At 66.5% G+C, this 21,131-nt stretch carries 17 protein-coding genes; 8 read left to right on the forward strand and 9 right to left on the reverse strand.

The genetic code is table 11. From position 1 onward, the window contains the following. Nucleotides 1-26: 26 nt before the first annotated feature. The 3 genes from ACWDTF_RS02440 (at nt 27) to ACWDTF_RS02450 (ending at nt 6,409) form a co-directional block, all read left to right on the forward strand. Nucleotides 27-4,643 carry an ATP-dependent helicase gene (locus ACWDTF_RS02440; protein ID WP_449753903.1) on the forward strand — a complete coding sequence of 1,539 codons (4,617 nt, stop codon included), beginning with the start codon at nt 27-29 and terminating at the stop codon, nt 4,641-4,643. Further along, entirely contained in the window at nt 4,636-5,424 is a 789-nt protein-coding gene (locus tag ACWDTF_RS02445; RefSeq protein WP_240858769.1) for a DNA-formamidopyrimidine glycosylase family protein, read from the forward strand. Before ACWDTF_RS02440 ends, ACWDTF_RS02445 begins: the two co-directional genes overlap by 8 nt. 265 nt (nt 5,425-5,689) lie before the next feature. Further along, nucleotides 5,690-6,409 (forward strand): Clp protease N-terminal domain-containing protein, encoded by a 720-nt coding sequence (locus tag ACWDTF_RS02450; protein WP_449753904.1) that lies wholly within the window; start codon nt 5,690-5,692, stop codon nt 6,407-6,409. 4 nt (nt 6,410-6,413) lie between these two features. Here ACWDTF_RS02450 and ACWDTF_RS02455 read toward each other — a convergent pair whose 3' ends face one another. Both ACWDTF_RS02455 and ACWDTF_RS02460 read right to left on the reverse strand, forming a co-directional pair. Then, complete coding sequence (locus tag ACWDTF_RS02455) at nt 6,414-6,842, reverse strand: pyridoxamine 5'-phosphate oxidase family protein (RefSeq protein WP_240858976.1); 429 nt, start codon at nt 6,840-6,842, stop codon at nt 6,414-6,416. Nucleotides 6,843-6,928: 86 nt separating this feature from the next. After that, nucleotides 6,929-8,671, reverse strand: a complete 1,743-nt coding sequence (locus ACWDTF_RS02460) for a glycerol-3-phosphate dehydrogenase/oxidase (protein ID WP_240858764.1) — start codon at nt 8,669-8,671, stop codon at nt 6,929-6,931. Nucleotides 8,672-8,761: 90 nt separating this feature from the next. On the opposite strand from ACWDTF_RS02460, the gene glpK reads away from it, so the two are divergent. Further along, a complete protein-coding gene (glpK, locus tag ACWDTF_RS02465; RefSeq protein ID WP_355274559.1) occupies nt 8,762-10,249 on the forward strand; it encodes a glycerol kinase GlpK in 1,488 nt (495 codons plus the stop codon). A 374-nt stretch (nt 10,250-10,623) separates the two neighbouring features. Here the strand turns inward: glpK and ACWDTF_RS02470 are convergent, their stop codons facing one another. The 4 genes from ACWDTF_RS02470 to ACWDTF_RS02485 form a co-directional block, all read right to left on the reverse strand. Further along, nucleotides 10,624-11,289 carry a DUF3558 family protein gene (locus ACWDTF_RS02470; RefSeq protein ID WP_355274470.1) on the reverse strand — a complete coding sequence of 222 codons (666 nt, stop codon included), beginning with the start codon at nt 11,287-11,289 and terminating at the stop codon, nt 10,624-10,626. 504 nt (nt 11,290-11,793) lie between these two features. Further along, entirely contained in the window at nt 11,794-12,225 is a 432-nt protein-coding gene (locus tag ACWDTF_RS02475; protein ID WP_240858759.1) for a hypothetical protein, read from the reverse strand. A gap of 2 nt (nt 12,226-12,227) precedes the next feature. Next, nucleotides 12,228-13,541 carry a hypothetical protein gene (locus ACWDTF_RS02480; RefSeq protein WP_355274473.1) on the reverse strand — a complete coding sequence of 438 codons (1,314 nt, stop codon included), beginning with the start codon at nt 13,539-13,541 and terminating at the stop codon, nt 12,228-12,230. A gap of 595 nt (nt 13,542-14,136) precedes the next feature. Further along, the gene (locus ACWDTF_RS02485) at nt 14,137-15,540 is read right to left on the reverse strand and encodes an NAD(P)H-quinone dehydrogenase (protein ID WP_240858755.1); all 1,404 of its coding nucleotides are present in this window, start codon (nt 15,538-15,540) and stop codon (nt 14,137-14,139) included. A gap of 275 nt (nt 15,541-15,815) precedes the next feature. Between ACWDTF_RS02485 and ACWDTF_RS02490 the strand changes: the two genes are divergently transcribed. Next, on the forward strand, nt 15,816-16,298 hold the full coding sequence (locus ACWDTF_RS02490; RefSeq protein ID WP_240858749.1) for a gamma-glutamylcyclotransferase: 483 nt from the start codon (nt 15,816-15,818) through the stop codon (nt 16,296-16,298). Here the strand turns inward: ACWDTF_RS02490 and ACWDTF_RS02495 are convergent, their stop codons facing one another. Both ACWDTF_RS02495 and ACWDTF_RS02500 read right to left on the reverse strand, forming a co-directional pair. After that, a complete protein-coding gene (locus ACWDTF_RS02495; RefSeq protein WP_240858747.1) occupies nt 16,299-17,465 on the reverse strand; it encodes an amidohydrolase in 1,167 nt (388 codons plus the stop codon). Nucleotides 17,466-17,502: 37 nt separating this feature from the next. Continuing rightward, nucleotides 17,503-18,198 (reverse strand): enoyl-CoA hydratase/isomerase family protein, encoded by a 696-nt coding sequence (locus tag ACWDTF_RS02500; protein ID WP_240858744.1) that lies wholly within the window; start codon nt 18,196-18,198, stop codon nt 17,503-17,505. Between the two features lie 119 nt (nt 18,199-18,317). Between ACWDTF_RS02500 and ACWDTF_RS02505 the strand changes: the two genes are divergently transcribed. Genes ACWDTF_RS02505 through ACWDTF_RS02515 form a run of 3 tightly spaced genes read left to right on the forward strand, consistent with a single transcriptional unit; the run spans nt 18,318 to nt 20,510 of the window. Beyond that, nucleotides 18,318-19,121, forward strand: coding sequence for a purine-nucleoside phosphorylase (locus ACWDTF_RS02505; protein WP_240858742.1), 804 nt, complete (start codon nt 18,318-18,320; stop codon nt 19,119-19,121). Nucleotides 19,122-19,125: 4 nt separating this feature from the next. Then, nucleotides 19,126-19,725, forward strand: a complete 600-nt coding sequence (locus ACWDTF_RS02510) for a hypothetical protein (RefSeq protein ID WP_240858740.1) — start codon at nt 19,126-19,128, stop codon at nt 19,723-19,725. Then, nucleotides 19,722-20,510, forward strand: a complete 789-nt coding sequence (locus tag ACWDTF_RS02515) for an ABC transporter ATP-binding protein (protein ID WP_240858738.1) — start codon at nt 19,722-19,724, stop codon at nt 20,508-20,510. The genes ACWDTF_RS02510 and ACWDTF_RS02515 overlap by 4 nt, the downstream gene beginning before the upstream one ends. Here the strand turns inward: ACWDTF_RS02515 and upp are convergent. After that, on the reverse strand, nt 20,507-21,130 hold the full coding sequence (gene upp / locus ACWDTF_RS02520) for a uracil phosphoribosyltransferase (protein ID WP_240858730.1): 624 nt from the start codon (nt 21,128-21,130) through the stop codon (nt 20,507-20,509). The genes ACWDTF_RS02515 and upp overlap by 4 nt on opposite strands. Nucleotide 21,131: the final 1 nt, after the last annotated feature.

Genomic DNA, 21,131 nt, shown 5'->3' on the forward strand with positions numbered 1-21,131 from the left:
TCACAGCCGTAGGGGATGATGGCGAGGTGGCCCGAACCGCGTCTGTACTGCAGCGCTTCACCGCCCCGACGCGGCGGTGGTTCAGTGGCGCCTTCCCGGAGCCCACTGCTGCTCAGACCGGGGCATGGAACTCCATCGCCGACGGTGAGAACACACTGGTCATCGCGCCTACCGGGTCTGGCAAGACGCTGTCGGCGTTCCTGTGGGCGCTCGACCGTCTGGCCGCCGAACCCGACCGCGCGCACGGCACCCGCGTCCTCTACATCTCGCCACTCAAAGCACTTGCGGTCGACGTGGAGCGCAACCTGCGCGCCCCCCTGACCGGGATCACGCGTGCGGCCCAGGAGCTCGGCCTTCCCGAACCGAACATCACCGTCGGCCTGCGCTCGGGGGACACGCCGGCCAATCAGCGCCGGCTCCTTGCCCGGCGGCCACCGGACATCCTCATCACCACCCCCGAGTCGCTGTATCTGATCCTCACCTCGTCGGTCCGCGACACTCTCCGCAACGTCGACGCCGTCATCGTCGACGAGGTGCACGCCGTCGCCGGCACCAAGCGCGGCACCCATCTCGCGGTCTCCCTTGAACGACTTGACGAGCTGCTCGACGAGCCGGCACAGCGGATCGGGTTGTCGGCGACCGTCCGACCGCCAGAGTTGGTCGCGCAGTTCCTGGCCGGCTCCCGTCCCTGCCGCGTCGTCCGACCGCCCGCCGCGAAGACCTTCGATCTGCGCGTCGACGTGCCTGTGCCGGACATGGCGAACATCCCGCCGCCCGCCGATGCACCCGACGACGACCTCGACGACGCCTTCTCCCCGACCGCCGGCTCCCTCTGGCCGCATGTGGAGGCCTCGATCGTCGACGCCATCGAAAGCAACCGCGCAACGATCGTTTTCGCCAACTCCCGGCGCCTCGCCGAACGACTCACCGCTCGGCTCAACGAGATCCACGCCGACCGCTCGGGGACGCCGGTCACCAATGCGCCAAATCCCGGTGTAGCCGGTGGCGCACCTGCGCTTGTTATGGCGAGCGGCGCCAGCGGCGGCGCACCCACCGCCTTGGCCCGCGCCCACCATGGCTCGGTGAGCAAGGAGCAGCGGGCCGAGATCGAGGACGACCTGAAGTCGGGTCGGCTGCGCTGCGTGGTTGCAACGAGTTCACTGGAACTCGGCATCGACATGGGCGCGGTCGATCTGGTCATCCAGGTGGAATCGCCACCGTCGGTCGCGAGTGGTCTCCAGCGGATCGGCCGGGCGGGTCACCAGGTCGGCGAGATCAGCCAGGGCGTGCTCTACCCCAAGCACCGCACCGATCTCGTGCACTGCACGGTCGCCGTGGAACGCATGCTCGCCGGCGACATCGAGCAACTGCGCGTCCCGTCGAATCCGCTCGACGTCCTTGCCCAGCAGACGATCGCCGCCGCGGCAATGGACGACCTCGACGTCGACGAATGGTTCGACGTCATCCGCCGCGCCGCGCCGTACCGAGAACTCAGCCGCAATGTGTACGCATCGACGCTGGACCTGATCTCCGGACGTTTCCCGTCCGACGAATTCGCCGAACTCCGCCCTCGCGTCACCTGGGATCGCGACGCGAACACCATCAGCGGCCGACGCGGAGCTCAGCATCTGGCCGTCACCTCCGGCGGAACCATCCCCGACCGCGGGCTCTTCGGTGTCTTCATGGTCGGGGAAAAATCCACCCGCGTAGGCGAACTCGATGAAGAGATGGTCTACGAGTCGCGCGTCGGGGACGTGTTCGCGTTGGGCGCCACGAGTTGGCGGATCGAGGACATCACCCACGACCGTGTTCTCGTCACGCCGGCCTTCGGACAGCCCGGCCGCCTGCCGTTCTGGGTCGGCGACACCGTCGGACGGCCCGCCGAACTCGGCGTGGCGATCGGCAAGTTCACCGGCGCCATCGCCGATCCCGAGCAACTCGAGAAACACGCACATGCACTCGGCCTCACCGACTATGCGCGCGACAACCTGGCAGCACTGATCGCCGAGCAGCGCGACTCGACCGGCCACCTCCCCACCGACCGCACCCTCGTCGTCGAACGTTTCCGCGACGAGCTCGGCGACTGGCGGGTGATCCTGCACTCCCCCTATGGTTTACGTGTCCACGCGCCGTGGGCGAGTGCCATCTCGGCGCGGCTGCAGCAGACCCTCGGTCTCGACGGCGCGACCACCGCCTCCGACGACGGCATCATCGTCCGGATGCCCGACACCGACGACGAACCACCCGACGCCTCAGTCTTCGTCGTCGACCCCGACGACATCGAGCAGATGGTCACCGATGCGCTCGCCGACTCGTCGATGTTCGCATCGCGATTCCGCGAATGCGCCGCGCGTGCACTGCTGTTGCCCCGACGTGACCCCGGCCGCCGGGCTCCCTTGTGGCAGCAACGTCAGCGCAGCGCGCAACTCCTCTCCGTCGCATCACAATTCCCCGACTTCCCGATCGTGCTGGAAGCGGTGCGCGAATGCCTCCAGGACGTGTACGACCTGCCAGCGCTGACCGACCTCCTGCGCGGAATCGCCAGACGCCGGGTGCGGATGGTCGAGGTCGAGACCCCCGAGCCATCGCCGTTCGCGGCGTCGCTGCTGTTCGGGTACGTCGGTGCATTCATGTACTCCGACGACGCACCGCTCGCCGAACGCCGTGCCGCGGCACTGTCGTTGGACACGAGCCTGCTCGCCCAACTCCTCGGCCGGGTGGATCTGCGCGAGCTGCTCGACCCCGCGGTGATCGCCGACGTCGTACGCCGACTCCAGCGTCTCGATCCGGCTCGGCAGGCGCGCGACGCCGAGGACATCGTCGACCTGCTTCGCTGGCTCGGCCCGCTCACCACCGACGACGTGGCCGCCCGATATCAGGGTGACGACGCCGCTGCCGTACTGGCCGACCTGCACCGCGCCGGCCCGATCATCTCGGTCACCCATCGCGGCTTCCCATTGTGGGCGGCGGTCGAAGACACCGCACGCCTGCGTGATGCCCTCGGAGTCCCCGCGCCACTGGGCATTCCGGCCGCCTACACCGAGCCGGTCCCCGATCCCGTCACCGACCTGGTCCACCGTTTCGCGCGCACGCACGGTCCGTTCACCGTTGCCGAGGCGGCCGAGGGTATCGGGATGGCGACGGCGGTGGTCCGAGATACCCTGGTGCGCCTGGCCGGTGAGCGCAAGGTGATCGAGGGCGATTTCCTGCCCGACCCCGACGCGGGATCGACGACGCAGTGGTGTCACGCCGACGTGCTGGGGCAGATCCGGCGCGGATCGCTCGCCGCCACCCGCGCCGACATCGCACCGGTCGACGCGCCCACGCTGACCCGCTTCCTGTCGAGTTGGCATCACGTGGCATCCGACGAGAGGCTCAGCGGAGTCGACGGCGTGGCGACCGTCATCGATCAGCTTGCCGGATACCAGCTTCCGGCGTCGGCGTGGGAGTCCCTCATCCTGCCGAGCCGGGTCGCCGACTACACCCCGGCCATGCTCGACGAACTGCTGTCCTCGGGTGAGGTGGTGTGGTCGGGACACGGCCGTATCGGCAGTGCCGACGGCTGGATCGCCTTCCACCCCATCGACCTGCTCCCAGTGACGCTGGCGGACGCCGACGAGATCGACCTGACGGCGACGCACAGTTTGTTGCTGGACGCACTGAATCCCGGCGGAGCCCTGCGCTTTCCGCAGCTCGCCGATGGTGTGCGTGGCGACACGGAGATCGGGTCGCAGGACGCCGACATCGAGACCGCCCTGTGGGATCTGGTGTGGTCGGGCCAGGTCGGCAACGACTCCTTCTCCGCCGTGCGTGCGCTGCTGCGGCCCGACCGGCGCGGGCCGGCGCGATCCGCGGGTGCGCGCGGCACGCCCGCCCACCGATCACGAGGCCGCGCGCCGAGGCTTCGGCCACAACGACTCTCGACCAGGTTCCTGGCCGAACATCCGGGCGCCCGGCCCAGTTCACCGTCGACCACCGGCCGGTGGTTCAGCCTCCACCGCGACGACGTCGACCCGACCACCGCCACCCAGGCCGTCTGCGAGCAACTCTTGGTCCGCCACGGAGTGGTCACTCGTGGTGCGGTGGCAGCCGAGGGCGTGACCGGCGGTTTCGCTCGGGTCTACAAGGCGCTCAGCGTGTTCGAGGACAACGGCCACGTTCGTCGCGGCTACTACGTCGACGGGCTCGGCGGCGCCCAGTTCGCTCGGCCATCCATCGTCGACGAACTCCGACACCACGCGCTCGACGACCGCAAGACTCACCACACAGTGGTGCTGGCCACCACCGATCCGGCCAATCCCTATGGGGCTGCTCTGGATTGGCCGGCCACCGGCGCCGACGACTCCGGCCACCGACCGGGCCGCAAACCCGGCGCGCTGGTGGTGATCGCCGACGGTGAGCCCGCGCTGTTCGTCGAACGCGGCGGCAAGACGGTGCTGACCTTCACCGCCGACGCCGATCTGCTGCGCGAGGCGAGCTCCGCTCTCGCCGACGCGGTCCGGTCCGGTCGGATCAATCGACTGACCATCGACCAGGTCGACGGCGCAAACGTGCTCGGCACCCAGATCGCCGCAGCCTTCGTCGAGGCAGGTTTCGCGACCACCCCGCGCGGCGTCCGACTCCGCTACGGACTCCATGCCTGAGGGCGACACCGTCTTCGCAGCGGCGGCCAGGCTGCGTCGCGCATTGGACGGCCAGGTGCTCACCTATTGCCAGTTCCGGACGCCGACCCTCGCCACCGTCGACTACACCGGACACACCGTCACCGCTGTCCGCTCCCGCGGTAAGCACCTGCTGATCGATGTGGTCGACCCGGAAGGCGTTGCGGTGCCATCGATTCACTCCCACCTCAAGATGGAGGGCGCGTGGCACGTGCACCCTCTCGGGACGCGGTGGCGTCGGCCGGGCCATCACGCGCGGGTCGTCCTGCGCACCCAGAAGTCCGAGGCGGTCGGCTTCGAACTCGGCATCCTCGAACTGCTCGCCGACCCCGATGCAGCGCTGGCCTATCTCGGACCGGACCTGCTCGCCGACGACTGGGATGCCGCCGAGGCTGTCCGGCGAATCGAGGCGCGGCCTTCCACGCCGATCGGTCTCGCCCTGCTCGACCAACGCCTGATGGCGGGTGTCGGCAACGTCTACCGTTGCGAGGCCTGCTTTCTGCGCGGCGTACTGCCGACAACACCGGTGGCCGACGTCGACATCCCGGCCATGGTCGACCTGTGCCGTCGGCTGCTGTGGAACAACCGGATACGCACTGCTCGCAGCACGACTGGTCAGACGGCCCCAAACGCACGCACCTGGGTCTACGGTCGCCGCGGCCAGTTGTGCAGACGCTGCGCTACCCCGATCCGGCGTGACCGTCTCGGCGACGCCGACGACGGCGACCGGGTGATCTACTTCTGCCCAACCTGCCAACGCTGACCCGACGCGCCCCTCCCCACGTGGCCCCCTGCCCTCCACCCGCTCCCCATCCGATCTGAGATGGTGGCCCTCCCCCTGAGCATGCCCCTTCCGCTCCCTGAGGTGCGAGCGGAGCGAGCCTCGAAGGGCCTGGTGAGACGGCATTCTCAGCTCACCAAGGGCTTCGAGGCTCGTGAGCTCGCGTTCAGCCAGCGGCAAGGGGCGCCGCCTGCCAGCTCGTCAACCCAGGGTTGACGACCAATGCCCGTCAACCTAGAGTTGACGCATGCCCACAGACAACAAACCCCTGACGAACGTCCGGCTCGACGACCTCATCGACGGCATTCGTGCCGTCCATACCGATCCGCTCGAACAACTCTCCGGGGCTGTCATCGCCGCACAGCACCTCGGCGACCTCGCCGACTCGTTGATCGGACATTTCGTCGATCAGGCCCGACGCACCGGCGCGTCCTGGACGGCGATCGGCTCGAGCATGGGCGTCAGCAAGCAAGCGGCGCAGAAGCGATTCGTCGGACAATCTCCCGCGGCCCCTGCCGAAGCTGCGTCGAATCCGTTCGCCCGCTTCACTCCTCGCGCACGCAATGCCGTCGTGAACGCGCACAACCTGGCCACCTCCGAGCGCTCGGAATACGTCACCACGGCGCTGCTCGGTCAAGGGGTTCTGGGCGATACCGAGTCGCTGGGGGTAGCCGCTCTCCGATCCCTCGACGTAGACACGGACGCTGTGGCCCAACAACTCTCAGCGATCAACGCGCCAAGCGAGGCCGAACCGCGAGCGCTCATCCCGTATGACGATGCCGCCAAGACGGTGCTTGAGGAGACCGTCCGAACCGCCGAGCGCCTCGGCCACAATTACGTCGGAACCGAACATCTGCTGATCGCACTCTTTGCCGACCCCACCGTGGGACCGATCCTCGTCGATGCCGGCACAGGTGCCGACGCCTTCGAGGAGGCCGTGCTGGATCGGTTGTCGGAGTTGGCCTGAGAACTCAGCCGTCGGAGGTGTACCGCTCCGGCTCCTCGCCGAAAGTGAAGTCCCGACCGGTGATCTCTTCGACCGCGATCTCCACGTAGTTGTACTTGAGCGTGGGGATCCACGGCTTCAACGGAGTCTGGTCGGCGGCCTCGATCTCGCGATGAGACTGCAGGACACGTGCGGTGCCCTTCGCGATGACACTCCAGCCACTGACGCCGTCGTGGCTGTCGGCTTCGAAGGCGACATGCTCGTTGGCGGTCAGCTCGTAGAGCTTGGTTCCTTCTGCGGTGCGGAACAGGATGCGCCCGTCGCCGGCGTAGAAGTTGATCGGGAAGATGTCGGGAAGTCCGCCGAAACTCAGTGCGATCCGGCCGAGTTCGACTTGAGAAAGCCGATTCCACGACTCATCGACGGTCAATTCCTTGATCGGGTTGTCCACCATGACCTGTCTTTCTCCCATATCTCATTGTTCACCCGCCGAGGTTACCGGGCACAGAGCCCAAGGTCCCGCCTAACGCCCCGTATTCATCAGCCGTCAACCGGGACCGGCTCCAGGATCTCCGCACGTGCCTCCGGTGCGGCCGCACGCAGTGCGTCGGCCGACTCGTCGTCGGGCTGCGTCTGCGAAGCGACTTCGGCCTCGACGCGAGCGCGGTAGGTATCGATCTCGAAGGCGATGTCCTCGGGACTCCACCCGAGCACGGGCGCCAGCAGTTCGGCGACCTCTTCGGCGCAGCCGACGCCGCGGTGCGAGTACTCGATCGCGATGCGGGTGCGTCGGGCGAGGACGTCCTCGAGGTGCAGCGCCGCTTCGTCGATGGCCGCGTACACCACCTCGACCCGCAGGTATTGCGGTGCGGCCGCGATCGGTCGCAGCAACGACGGATCGCCGGCCGCGTAGTACAGCACGTCGTCGATGAGTGAGCCGTAACGATTGAGCAGTCGGCGAATCCGGTACGGGTGCAGTCCGTATCGCTGTCCGAGGTGTTCGCACTGGTTGATCAGGGCGAAGTATCCGTCCGCGCCGATGAGGGGTACGCGTTCGGTGATCGACGGCGCCACCCGAGTCGGGATGAAGTCGTTGCATGCGTCGACGGCGTCGGCCGCCATCACCCGGTAGGTGGTGTACTTGCCGCCCGCGATCGACACGAGACCGGGCGCGACGGTGGCAACGGCATGTTCGCGCGACAGCTTGGACGTCTGGTCGTCCTCCCCCGCGAGCAGCGGTCGCAATCCCGCGTACACGCCTTCGATGTCGTCGTGCGTCAGGGAAGTCACGAGCACCTGGTTGACCCGCTCGAGGATGTAGTCGATGTCGGCGCGGGTTGCGGCCGGGTGCGCGAGGTCGAGGTTCCAGTCGGTGTCGGTGGTGCCGATGATCCAGTGCGTCTCCCATGGGATGACGAACAGCACCGAGTTGGCGGTCCGCAGGATGATCGCGGTCTCGCTGACGATGCGATCGCGCGGCACCACGATGTGTACCCCCTTGGAGGCGCGCACCTTGAAGTGGCCACGCTGTTTCGACAGAGCCTGCACCTCGTCGGTCCACACGCCCGCCGCGTTGATCACGCAGTGTCCACGCACCTCGGTGACCTCGCCGTTCTCGGTGTCTCGGACACGAACACCGAGCACACGGTCGGATTCACGGAGAAATCCGACCACCTGGGTGGAGGTTCGGATGACCGCACCGTAGTTGGCCGCGGTGCGCGCCACCGTGAGGCTGTGGCGCGCGTCGTCGACGACGGTGTCGTAGTAGCGGATACCACCGATCAGCGAGTCGCGTTTGAGCGCCGGAGCCACTCGCAGAGCACCGGACCGAGTGACATGCTGTTGTCCGGGAACTGATTTGGCTCCACCCATGCGGTCGTACAGAAAGATGCCCGCCGCGACATAGGGCCTCTCCCAGACGCGCTGCGTCAACGGGTACAGGAACGGCAGCGGCTTGACCAGGTGTGGGGCCAGTAACCGCAGCGACAGTTCACGCTCGCGTAGCGCCTCACGGACCAGGCCGAATTCCAGCTGTTCGAGGTAGCGCAGACCGCCGTGGAACATCTTCGACGACCGACTCGACGTGCCCGACGCGATGTCGCGGGCCTCGACCAGCGCGACACGCAGACCGCGAGTGGCGGCGTCGAGCGCCGCACCCACACCGACGACACCACCACCGATGACGACGATGTCGAATTGTTCCGCTCCGAGCCTGCGCCACGCCTCCTGGCGATACAGCGGGCCCATATCCGCAGGTCGATCCGGATTGAACTCGGTATCCATGATCATCGAGCCTAATTGATCTCGCGCGGATTGCAGTGGCAGCGAACCGGCGCGTGCGACACTGGCCGCGTGGGCAGCGAAAACACCTATGTGGCCGCGATCGACCAGGGCACCACGTCGACCCGAGCGATGGTCTTCGATCGCCGGGGGCGAGTGGTCAGCTGCGAGCAGATCGAACATGAACAGATCTTCCCCAAGGCGGGATGGGTGGAGCACGACGCGCAGGAGATCTGGCGCAACACCCGCCGGGTGACCGCTGCGGCCCTGGCGTCGGCGGATCTGAAGTACGACGACATCGCCGCGTGCGGGCTGACCAATCAGCGCGAGACCACGGTAATCTGGGATCGAGAGACCGGCGTGCCGATCCACAACGCGATCGTGTGGCAGGACACCCGCACCGGCGATCTGTGCACCGAACTTGCCGGCGACGACGGCCCGGGCCGTTATCGGGACAAAACCGGCCTTCCGCTGTCCACGTACTTCGCCGGCCCCAAGGCGCGGTGGATACTCGACAGTGTCGAGGGCAGTCGAGAACGCGCGGAGAACGGTGAACTATGTTTCGGCACAATGGATTCCTGGATTTCCTGGAATATGACCGGCGGTGCCGACGGCGGATTACACATCACCGATGTGACGAACGCGTCGCGCACGATGCTGATGGACCTGCGCACCCTGTCCTGGGATGAGTCGTTGTGCGCGGATTTCGGCGTCCCTGCCGCGATGTTGCCCGAGATCCACAGCTCCGCAGAGGTTTACGGCCCTCTGCGCGAGCACGGCTCGTTACCGGGCGTTCCGTTGGCCGGCATCCTCGGCGATCAGCAGGCGGCAACCTTTGGTCAAGCCTGCCTGGAACCCGGCGAGGCCAAGAACACCTACGGCACCGGCAACTTCCTTCTCCTCAACACCGGCACCGAGCCGGTGTTCAGCGACCACGGCCTGCTGACCACCGTGTGCTACCGCATCGGTGACCAGGACGCCCGGTACGCGCTGGAGGGGTCGATCGCGGTGACCGGCTCTCTCGTGCAGTGGCTGCGCGACAACCTCGGCCTCTTCTCGCATGCTTCCGAGATCGAACAGTTGGCCACACAGGTCGACGACAACGGTGGCGCCTACTTCGTGCCCGCCTTCTCCGGCCTCTTCGCGCCCCGTTGGCGTTCGGACGCACGCGGGGTGATCGTCGGCCTCACCCGTTTCGTCAACAAGGGCCACCTGGCCCGAGCTGCTTTGGAGGCCAGCGCTTTTCAGACCCGAGAGGTCATCGAGGCGATGCAGGCCGACTCCGGTGTGGAGTTGTCGACCCTCAAGGTCGACGGCGGCATGGTTGTCAACGACCTCCTCATGCAGTTCCAGGCCGACATCCTCGACGTCCCCGTCGTCCGACCGGTCGTCAACGAGACCACCGCCCTCGGCGCCGCCTACGCCGCCGGCCTCGCCGTCGGCTACTGGGACAGCGAAGACGAGATCCGCGCCAACTGGGCCGAGGACAAACGCTGGGAACCGTCGATGGACGCGTCAGAACGAGATCGCCTGTACAGCGAATGGAACCGAGCGGTCGAGCACAGCTTCGACCTCGCGTAAGTCGCGTAGCCCCTGCCGGTCGAGGAGCGGCGAGTGAGCGCAGCCGCCGGGTTGAGGAGCGGCAAGGGAGCGGAGCGACCATGGCGCGTCTCGAAACCAACCCGACGCGTATCGAAACCCGCGCGAGCCGAAAATGTCGGCGGCCACCGACCCCTGAAATATCGAAACCCGCGCGAGCCGAAAATGTCGGCGGCCACCGACCCTGAAAATAGGGGAAGAACTTCCTCCCCTATTTGTGGAGTCCTCCCCCAGAAATTCCTCAGGGAAGACTCCAAAACTAGGGGACGAGTTTTCTTCCCCTAGATTTTTTCCATCCGGTCGAGCCAAAGACTTCGCATTTGCAGGACGCCCCGGGTCGGCTCCAAATGGACTGCCTACCTTGGAATTTTATTGATAGTTGCACGCGTGAAGGCGAATGCTAAACCGCAATTTTCTGACACGTCAGGGTCATGCTGCCCCAGCCATACGGCCGTCATAACCAAAGCTCGACCCGAGACTATCAGCGTCGCACAGTGATCAGTTCCGAGCGAAAACGTAGCGACTGTGCGCCCATCCACCAACTGGTCTGGGAACCAACGGAAGTCGTCAAACTCCGCCTTGTAACCATCGAGGTCCGCGACACCAGCGCCAGCAAGATTCCCTACAGACTGGGATAACGAGGAAGACTCACTGTTCGTGAATCGCCAATCGCATCCTCGGACTGTCTGATGGTCGGCGACCGCTGCGTCTTTCGCTGATTTGGGATCAAGACCCATCTTCATGAGAACGGGCTCGGTCACATATGTGCAAGGCTCGTATGTTGTGCCATCATTGTTTTGACTCCACCGGTTCGGGAAAACTGTCTTGAACGGCAGTAGGCGACCTGCATCGTCACGTTGCCTAACCTCAGGCGCCCTACTGGCAGAATGCGAGGCGGCGGGTCCTTCACTTACTGCGGTGCCACTGACTGTACAGCCCGATGCAGATACTAGGGCAACGAAAGCGCCGAGGAGAACGGATAAAGCGTGACGTTCTGGTCGCCAATAGTGCCGACCACTCACGTTTGGATTCCCACAGACCCATCGACGTCGGCACGGTCGAGTTTAGCTCCTGCACGGCGACAATCGCTTGCCAGGTTCCTCAAGTCTGTTGACTGCTGTTCAAGGTCATCGCGCCACGTCGTGATGGCTTGCCTCACGCGTGAATACATGGCTTTACCTTCAACGCACTCACCGAAGCAATTCTGAGGTACCGCGCGATCCAGATTCCTCATCGCCTCTTGCAAGGTACGTGCCGCGGATTCCGCCGTCCTCGCTCGCCCTTCCCAGTCCTCAGTCGAGAACCGGACGACGCCACCTGGGCCGTTAGGACCGCGCCGCACGGAGTCAATGTCCGAAGCCTCGTATCCGGGCAATTGAAGGCCCATATCGTCGTTGGACGTGTAGTTGTCTCCCACCCGACCTCCCCCGTATGCGCCATCGGCTGCCGATGTAACGATTGTCGCAACACTACCTTGGATCGTCGACCGATCCACCGGCGGAACGAGATCTGTGGATCAAACCCTGTCACACCACGAAGTCGGCCAGAATACCCACGACTCCGCCGGTCCCTCCCATTGCCGCGGCCGCCTCGTACACGGACTCGCGGAGCACGGTTCGAGGTTCCTGGCTCTCCGAATCGATGGTGATCATGATGCATTCGAAGGCGCGTGCGCGGCGAAAGCTCTCGCGCTGTTTGTCGATGTCGCCGCGTCGCTGGTGAACGAACGCGTCGAGGTCGTGCTGGGCGACCACCGAACGCACATGTGCGCGTGATCGTTCCGACGCGGTCCCGCGCTCACGCCACTGTGTCAGCGCCTCCGCGATCTCGGGCGAATGCACGTCGGCGACGTCGATGACCGACGCGGTGAGCAGCGCCAGGCACTGCGGGATGTCGCCGTCGGGAACACTGTCGACCAGCCGGGCGACACCTCCGGGCAGCCGTTCAACGCGGTGCATACCTACGCCTCACGCTGTTCGACCGGCTTCTCGGATGTGGGCGTGGTCGTGGGTGTCGGAAGTCGAAGGTCGACCGAACCCTCTTCTGGAGCTGTGTCATTCGGCACCGGGACGCTCGCGGCAGGCGCAGCACGCGGCGCCCAGTCGCCGATCACCGGCGGTCCGACGAGTGGCAGGTCACCAACGATCTCCTTGCCGTTGTCGTCGCTGTGGAGGTAGATCGCGGGAGTGTGCTTCTTGTCGTCCGAGCGTGGCCGTCCAGCGCCGTGAGGTACACCGGGCGTACCCGGTCGCTGGGCGGCCCCGGGATTCGAATTCGGTGTCCCAGCACCGGGATTGGTTGCTCCCCCGGGCGCTCCGGCAGGCGGCACGAGCCCAGGCGGTATCACCGGGCTCCGCGGTCCACCCGGCACGAGACCCGCGGGAACGCCACCGCGCGGGATGTTGTTGGGAGCGCCCTTGCCAGGGCCGGGTGGGTGCCGGTTGTCGATGTTGGCCGGCACGACGTTCGGCGTCCCCCGGCCTCCGCGGTTCAACGAGTCCGGATTGCGGTCGGGCGAACCAGGATTCTGCCGCGACGGGTTGTTCGTGTTAGTCGTGTCGACGGGGGTCGTCCGGTTCGGCGAGTTCGACGACGGCGACGGGCCGCCAGTCGGCGTCGGTCCGCTCCCCGGGCCGTTGGGTCCGCCGCCGGTGATGTCGGTCGTGTTCGCCGTCTGGCCGCGAGAGTTCGACGAGTTGTCACGGTTCGGGTTATTCGGGTCGGTCGAACCCAGGTTGCCGATGTTGCTGAGTTCCCTCGAAGCAGAGTCATCTGTTCTCTCTGCAGGCAGATTCGCTTGGGCCGCGAGCATGGGATTGCTGTAGGTGCTGTCCATCGCTGCACGGACCGCGGCGCGCGCAGCGGCCGAATCCTCCGGATTGTCGCGCACGTGCTCTTGGAGAGCCTGAAATTGTGGCGCGAGCGCGGCCGCGTCGCCCGCGATCTGGCCACCGCGTTCGACTGCGTCCACGACCTGCTGTCCTCTGGTCGCACTCGTGTCTATTGCGTTGGCAAGCAGACGTGCGCGGGTCACGCTTCCGTCCGCCGCGCGCCCGAGCATGAGGTCGGTTCCAAATGCACTGTTCATCTGGTTGACCGCCTGCTTTACGAGACCCGGGGTACCGGCGAACGCCTCGGCGTCGCCGCTGGCATTTCCGCGGCCCATCTTCGCCAGAATCCCCAGCACCTCGCCGATGCTCATCGTCTCCCAAGCCGTCCGCTGCCCGTCGATGTTGCCGGGCGCACCCTTCATCTGATCTAGCGGATCGCCCACGACACCCCCAACGGACCGGAATTCGGTTCTGACGGACCATACCCCGCGATCACCGACGATGGCGATCGCTCGCGGCGTTGTGCACAATTCGGTTGCGTCGGGAACTGCGCGACCATGACGGCGTCGGACAGGCAGCCTTCCTACTGCTCATCGATTCCGTCCCCGCTCATTGGATCAGCGCCCTCGGCCGACGTCGTCGGCGATCGTGGAGGCGGGAAGAGCGCCGCTGCCCGGGACGTGGCTCGGAACCTTGCGAAATGGCGACACTCACGACACCCGGTGCCGAACTGGAGAACGCTAGTGCTGCAGCACTCGCATTCTCCAAATCAACTCGCGTTCTCTCAGATCGACGCGGCAGGTGGCCGGAGCGAAGCCCAGGCCGCGACTACCAGCCAGGTCATTGCGGCAATCCGCGTGAACTCAGGCCACACCTGTGTCGAATCAGGTCATCTGGGTGCTGCAGCACACAGATTCTCCAACACGACACAGGGTGTCCGTCGCGCCTCCCGGATCGAACGATGACAGGTCACATTTCCCCAGCTCACAGCGCCAACTCTCCCAGTCAGAGAGCGATGAGGTCACCTGACCGACGCGATCAGTCCAGATCGTCGTGCCGTACCAATTGCCGGGCCGCCTCGGTCACCGATCCCGACAGTGACGGGTACACCGACAGGGTCGCCGCAAGGTCGCTGACGGTCAGCTTGTTTTGCACCGCGAGCGCGATCGGAAGGATCAGCTCCGACGCCGTGGGCGCGACCACCACGCCACCGATGACCACGCCGGTCGCCGGTCGGCAGAAGATCTTGACGAAACCGCGTCGAAGACCGCTCATCTTCGCCCGAGGGTTGGTGGCCAATGGCAGCATCACGGTGCGGGCGGGATATTCGCCGGCGTCGATGGCGTTCTGCGACACCCCGACCGTCGCGATCTCCGGACGCGTGAAGATCGCCGACGCAACGGTTTTCAGCTTGATCGGCGACACACCTTCGCCCAGGGCGTGGTACATCGCGATCCGGCCCTGCATCGCGGCGACCGACGCCAACGGGAACAGTCCCGTGCAGTCGCCGGCCGCGTAGATGCCGGTGACCGACGTCCGGGACACCCGATCGACCCGGATGTAGCCGCCCTTGTCGACGTCCACCCCGGCAGCCTCGAGTTCGAGCGAGGTGGTGTTGGGCACCGAACCGACCGTCATCAGCACATGCGATCCGGTGACGGTGGAACCGTCCGCGAGATAGGCGGTCACCGAATCGCCGTTGCGCTCAACCTTGTTCGCCCGTGCGTGCTTCACCAGCTCGACACCTCGCTCGGCGAGGGCCTCCTCGAGCACCAGCGCGGCATCCTCGTCTTCGTGCGGCAGCACACGGTCGCGGCTCGACACCAGAGTCACCTTCACACCCAATTCGGTGTAGGCGTGCACGAATTCGGCACCGGTGACACCCGATCCGACCACGATGAGGTGCTCGGGAAGATCTTCCAGGTCGTAGAGCTGACGCCAGGTCAGAATCCGCTCACCATCGGGTTGGGCGTCGGGCAGGATGCGCGGCGAGGCGCCCGTCGCGAGCAACACCACGTCACCGTCGTAACGCTGGGTGCTCCCGTCGGACAGAGTCGCCAGGACCCCATGCGTGGAGACACCCACCTGGGTCGGCTCCAGCGTTGCGGTACCCGACACCAGGGTGACGCCCTCGCTGATCAACCGGGAACGGATGTCGGCGGATTGCGCGAAGGCCAGATCGCGGACACGCTGATGGATCTGCGGAAGGGTCACGAGGGTGTCGTCGGTCTTGATGTTGATGCCGAGGTCGACGGCCCGGCGCACCTCGGTGCGGATGCCGGTCGACGCGATGAACGTCTTCGACGGGACGCAATCCCACAGCACACACGCGCCGCCGATCCCGTCCGAATCGATCACCGTGGTGTCCGCGCCGTATGCGGCTGCGGCAAGCGCCGCCTCGTAACCGGCCGGTCCACCACCGATGATGACGATCTTGGTCACAATCACTCCTGTTCCGGCCATCCATGGCCCTCGTCGAGCCGGCGACGATCTTGGGCTGGTCACTGGCTCGAAGTACCGGCGTGCGCCCTGTCCAGGGTATGCCCGGACGCCCGGTCGTCGACGACGGGATGGTCGGGCCGACGCACTGAAGGACCCGGTGCGACTGCGGTGCACGACGCCTTGTCGTAATACGATCGTCGTGGCCCGGGTCAACGTGGCGCGATCGGAGTCCGTTTTCGCGCCACTCCGTCGAGAAAGAGCAGGTCAGAGGCGACATGCCCATTTATGCGGCTTACGGTTCGAACATGCATCCCGAACAGATGGCCGAGCGCGCCCCGCACTCGCCGATGGCGGGGACCGGATGGTTGAACGGGTGGCGCCTCACCTTCGGCGGCGGGGACATCGGTTGGGAAGGCTCGTTGGCGACCGTCACCGAGGACCGCGACAACGTCGAGGCCAAGGTGTTCGTGGTGCTCTACGACGTGCCCGTCGAAGACGAGGACTACCTCGACCGCTGGGAAGGCTCAGAACTCGGCATCCACCGCAAGGTGCGCGCGCGAGTCGACACCGCGGACGGACCCGTCCTCGCGTGGCTGTATGTTCTCGATGCTTTCGAAGGCGGCTTGCCGTCGGCCCGCTACCTCGGTGTGATGGCCGAGGCCGCTGAGATCGCGGGCGCACCGGCCGAATATGTCCAGGATCTTCGGCTTCGGGAGTCCCGCAACGTCGGCCCCGGACCGGGCAGCGTAGAAGGCTGATCAGACCCCGGCGCCGGGCCCGACGATCAGTCCGGCGAGCGCGCGGACCCCGATTGCGAGTGCGCGTTCGTCGATGTCGAAGTTGGGTTGGTGCAGGTCCCGCTGCACCCCCATGCCGTCCCACACGCCGAGCCGGCCCATTGCACCGGGCACGTGCTCGAGGTACCAGGAGAAGTCTTCGCCACCCGCGGACTGCGGGGTGTCGGCGACCGCGTTCGGACCGATCGCCTCGATCGACCGCTCCAGCATCTCGATCGCGTTCTCGTCGTTGACGACGGGTGGCACGCCGCGGAAGTAGGCCAGGTCGTACTGCACGCCCAGCGGCGCGACCAGTTCGCCGACGATGCTGCGGACCAACGGTTCCAGCTGCGCCCACGTCGCATGCTCACCGGTTCGAACCGTCCCGCGCAGACGACCTTCCTGCGGAATCGCGTTGGGAGCACTGCCGGCGTTGGCCGCGCCCCACACCATCACCGTTCCCGAACGCGGGTCGACGCGACGCGACAGGATGCCCGGCAGACCGGTGATCAGCGTGCCCATCGCGTAGACGAGGTCACCCGTCAGGTGCGGGCGCGATGTGTGCCCACCGGGTGATCGCAGTTGCACGTCGATGTGGTCGGCGGCCGACGTCAACGCACCGGCGCGCAGCCCGACCGTCCCGACGGGCAACCGTGGATCGCAATGCAGCGCGAAAATCTTGCTCAGGCCCGTCGTCACCCCGGCGTCGATGGCGTCGAGAGCGCCGCCCGGCATCACTTCCTCGGCGGCCTGGAAGATCAGCCGCACCCCCACCGGCAGCGGTTCGGCCTCGACGAGCAGCTTGGCGACCCCGATCAGGATGGCGGTGTGCGCGTCGTGCCCGCAGGAGTGCGACACCCCGTCGACAGTCGAAGTGAACGGCAGCCCGGTGTGCTCGGTGATCGGCAGGGCATCCATGTCGGCGCGCAAACCGATCCGCGCCTCCCCACTCGGTCCGAGGTCGCACACGACGCCGGTTCCGAGCGGGAGCCGACGCGGATTCAGGCCGACCGACTGCAGCTCGGTCATCACCAGCTCGGTGGTCCGCACCTCTTGCCGCGACAGTTCCGGGTAGGCATGGATGGCCCGGCGCCACGCAATGAGGTCGGTGCCGTGCGCGGCCAGCCAGGATTCGATCAGATCGCCCATACGATCACCCGACCTCGTCGAGACACGGCCACGCCGCTCATAGCAGTGAACTCGGTGTCGGGACAGCGAGATCGTCGAGCAATGGCGTGCGCAGTCCGCGCTTGATCAGAGCGAGGTTGGGACCGGCCAGGGCCGCGCGTGCGGTGGCGACCTCGGTGGCGCGGTCGACGAGTTCGGCTGCGGCGACCGCCTCTTCGACGATCCCTGCCGACGCGGCATCGTCAGCGCCATACCGACGGCTGGTGAGCATGGCCTCGGTGGCCGCCGCATCCGAAATCCGGGTGCGGACGAGCGCTGCCATACCCCGCGTGAACGGCATGTTCAGTGCTGCTTCGGGCAACGACCAGAATCCCCGCTCGGTGCGCATCAACCGATGGTCCGCGCATAGCGCGAGCATTGCGCCCGCCCCAAAGGCGTGACCGTTCAGGGCGGCGATCGTCGGCACCGGCAACGTCAACACCGTGGTGTAGAGCGCATGTACGCGGTCGAGGTAAGCGGGCAGGCCGGTGGGGTTGGCAAAGACGTAGTCGGTGTCGAGGCCGTTGCTGAAGTACTTGCCGGTCGCCGTGATGATCACCGGCTTGGCCGCGGCCGCCACGTCGTCGAGCAACGCCGTGACGGTGTCGAGCCAGTCGAGGCGGAAGCGGTTCTCGGGATTCGATTCGTCGAGTTCGACCCCTTCGGTGCCCAGATACAGCTCGATGACGTCGCCGTTGGTCTTCAGGTAAGGCATGCGAGAACCATATCGCCTGGACCTGATCCGACTAGTCGGCACCGCGTACACCGCATCCACCCGCGTCCCAGGACGTGTCTCCCAATCCCCTTGGCGAGACACGTCCTAGTGTGGGCGGCATGGATCCCACCGTCGACGCCGACGCCGCGGCAGCGGTCGCGGCCGCCACCATCGCCGCCGAGACCGATGCCGCAGCGCACGACGTGGCCGTGGTACTAGGTTCGGGCTGGGCACCGGCTGCCGAGGCTTTCGGTACGCCCGTCCGATCGGTCTCGATGGCGTCGATCCCGGGCTTCACACCACCGAAGGCGGCCGGACACGGCGGCATGATCCATTCGGTGCGGATCGGCGATCGCCGCATTCTGCTCCTGCTCGGCCGTATTCACGCCTACGAGGGGCACGATCTCGCACGAGTGGTGCATCCGGTGCGTACCGCAGCAGCGACCGGGGTCAGCACGATCGTGCTGACCAACGCGGCAGGCGGATTGCGCGCCGACATGTCGGTGGGTCAGCCCGTGCTGATCTCCGATCACCTCAACCTCACGGCCCGCTCGCCACTCGTGGGCGCGCAGTTCGTCGACCTTGTGGACGCCTACTCACCGCGGTTGCGCGAGGTCGCCCGCCGCGTCGACCCCGACCTCGCCGAGGGCGTGTACGCGGGTCTGCCCGGCCCCCACTATGAGACGCCGGCCGAGATCCGGATGCTGCGCACCCTGGGCGCCGATCTGGTCGGGATGTCCACGGTGCACGAAACCATCGCTGCCCGCGCCGCCGGCGTGGCGGTCCTCGGGGTCAGTCTGGTCACCAACCTGGCGGCCGGCATGACCGGCGAACCGCTCAGCCATGCCGAGGTCCTCGACGTCGGACGGAACTCGGCAGCCCGGATGGGCGAGTTGCTGGCCCAGATCATCGGGGAGGTGTGAGCCGATGACCTACCCACCGGGCAGCTATCCCCCGCCGGGGTCGTACCCACCACCGGAACGGTCACCTTGGTCGTCACCGGCGGTCATCGCGGCCATCGTCGCCGGCGTGCTCATTCTGATCGCCGGTGTCCTCGGCGCGCTTGTGTTCATTCCCGGCGACGACGAGAACAACAACACGGCAGCCACATCGTCGCCCTCGGCAGTGACCAGCACTGTCACGCAGAGTCGGACCACCGCGGACACGACCACCGAGACCACCACCGTCGCGCCTCGCCCGACACCAACGGTGCCCGGCACCGATTCCTTGGGTTTCGTGAACGGTCCCCGCTGCAACGACGCCGGCGATCAGGTGGTCATGGTCGGGCAGACCTCGCGGTCGCGGGTGATCATCTGTCAGGTCGGCACCCAGACCGGACGCTGGTACTACAAGGGTTCCGCTCCGGAAGGCGACATCGAGATCGGCTACCCGACGAAATCAGGCAACACATTCATCGTGCAAAACGAAGGCGTCGTGTACACGATCTCGCCGAGCAGTCTGCTCATCACCCAGGGTGGATCGACCCTCGCGAACGAACCGATGCTCCAGCACTGGGCCGCGTCGTGACCGACCCCGTGTTGCGAGCCGAGCACCTCGACGTCGTGCGGTCCGGACGCCTCCTCCTGGACGACGTGAGTCTCGAGGTACACCCCGGAGAGCACTGGGCGCTGCTCGGACCCAACGGCGCAGGCAAATCGACCCTGATGGCCATGCTCGGCGCCCGCGAACACCCGACGCGCGGCACCGTTGATGTCCTCGGTCGACGGATCGGACGCGTCGACATGCGCGAGTTGCGCATGCATATCGGCCACGTCGACCCACGGTGGCGCATCGACGTGCCGCTGACCGCCCACGAGGTGGTGCTGACCGGTCTCACCAATACCCCGGAGCTCGACCGCCGGCATCGATACGACGACGCCGAGCATGATCGCGCCGACGCCCTGCTCGCGCTGCTCGGCATGTCCGACCGTCGCGATTCCGTCTGGACGGTGATGAGCCAGGGCGAACGTGGACGCACACTCATCGCCCGCGCGCTGATGCCGACTCCCGCGCTGCTCCTGCTCGACGAGCCGGCCACCGGCCTCGACCTCGCCGCCCGCGAGAAGCTGTTGGCGGGCATCGACCAGTTACGTTCGGACGTCACCGATCTCGCGACCGTGCTGGTGACCCATCACCTCGAAGACCTGCCCGCCAGCACCACGCACGCGATGCTGCTCCGCGACGGCGTGGTGGTGGCGACCGGACCGGTGGACGACGCCCTCACCTCGACCACGATCAGCAAATGTTTCGACCATCCGGTGACCGTGACACGCAACGCCGGCCGCTGGTCGGCAGTGTCCGACGCCGGTTAGCGCGGGCCGAACTGACGATCGCCCGCATCACCGAGACCGGGGACGATGAAGAAGTCGTCGTTGAGACCATCGTCGACAGCGGCCACCACCAGACGGACCGGATGCCCTGATTTCTCCAGTGCTGCAACACCTTCGGGAGCAGCGACCACACAGACAGCGGTGATGTCGGCGGCTTTGCGGGCCACCAGGAGTTCGATCGTGTGCAGCAGCGAGCCACCGGTGGCGAGCATGGGGTCGAGGACGAAGACCGCTGTCGTCGACAGGTCGTCGGGCAGCGACTCCAGGTAGGGCACCGGCTGCGCCGTCCGTTCGTCACGCGCGACACCGACGAAGCCGACGTGCGACTCGGGCACCATCGCGTGGGCCTGCTCCACCATGCCCAGTCCCGCCCGCAACACCGGAACCAGCAACGGCGGATTGGCCAGCCGCGAACCCGCGAACTCCGACAACGGGGTGCGGATGGGCACGTCGGCGACGGGCGCGCCGGCCAACGCCTCGTAGATGAGCATCTGTGTCAGATCCGACAGCGCCGCACGGAAAGCGGCGTTGTCGGTCTTCTCGTCGCGCATGGTGGTCAGTCGGGCGGCCGCGAGCGGGTGGTCGACGATGAGGCACTCCATG

The sequence above is a fragment of the Gordonia sp. NPDC003422 genome, from assembly GCF_053588675.1.

Bases quoted from the DNA above. Each gene is read 5' to 3' on its own strand.
- ACWDTF_RS02445 (WP_240858769.1), top strand. From the start codon at position 4,636: ATGCCTGAGGGCGACACCGTCTTCGCAGCGGCGGCCAGGCTGCGTCGC.
- ACWDTF_RS02450 (WP_449753904.1), top strand. From the start codon at position 5,690: ATGCCCACAGACAACAAACCCCTGACGAACGTCCGGCTCGACGACCTC.
- ACWDTF_RS02455 (WP_240858976.1), bottom strand. From the start codon at position 6,842: ATGGTGGACAACCCGATCAAGGAATTGACCGTCGATGAGTCGTGGAAT.
- ACWDTF_RS02460 (WP_240858764.1), bottom strand. From the start codon at position 8,671: ATGGATACCGAGTTCAATCCGGATCGACCTGCGGATATGGGCCCGCTG.
- ACWDTF_RS02475 (WP_240858759.1), bottom strand. From the start codon at position 12,225: ATGCACCGCGTTGAACGGCTGCCCGGAGGTGTCGCCCGGCTGGTCGAC.
- ACWDTF_RS02490 (WP_240858749.1), top strand. From the start codon at position 15,816: ATGCCCATTTATGCGGCTTACGGTTCGAACATGCATCCCGAACAGATG.
- ACWDTF_RS02495 (WP_240858747.1), bottom strand. From the start codon at position 17,465: ATGGGCGATCTGATCGAATCCTGGCTGGCCGCGCACGGCACCGACCTC.
- ACWDTF_RS02500 (WP_240858744.1), bottom strand. From the start codon at position 18,198: ATGCCTTACCTGAAGACCAACGGCGACGTCATCGAGCTGTATCTGGGC.
- ACWDTF_RS02505 (WP_240858742.1), top strand. From the start codon at position 18,318: ATGGATCCCACCGTCGACGCCGACGCCGCGGCAGCGGTCGCGGCCGCC.
- ACWDTF_RS02510 (WP_240858740.1), top strand. From the start codon at position 19,126: ATGACCTACCCACCGGGCAGCTATCCCCCGCCGGGGTCGTACCCACCA.
- upp (WP_240858730.1), bottom strand. From the start codon at position 21,130: ATGGAGTGCCTCATCGTCGACCACCCGCTCGCGGCCGCCCGACTGACC.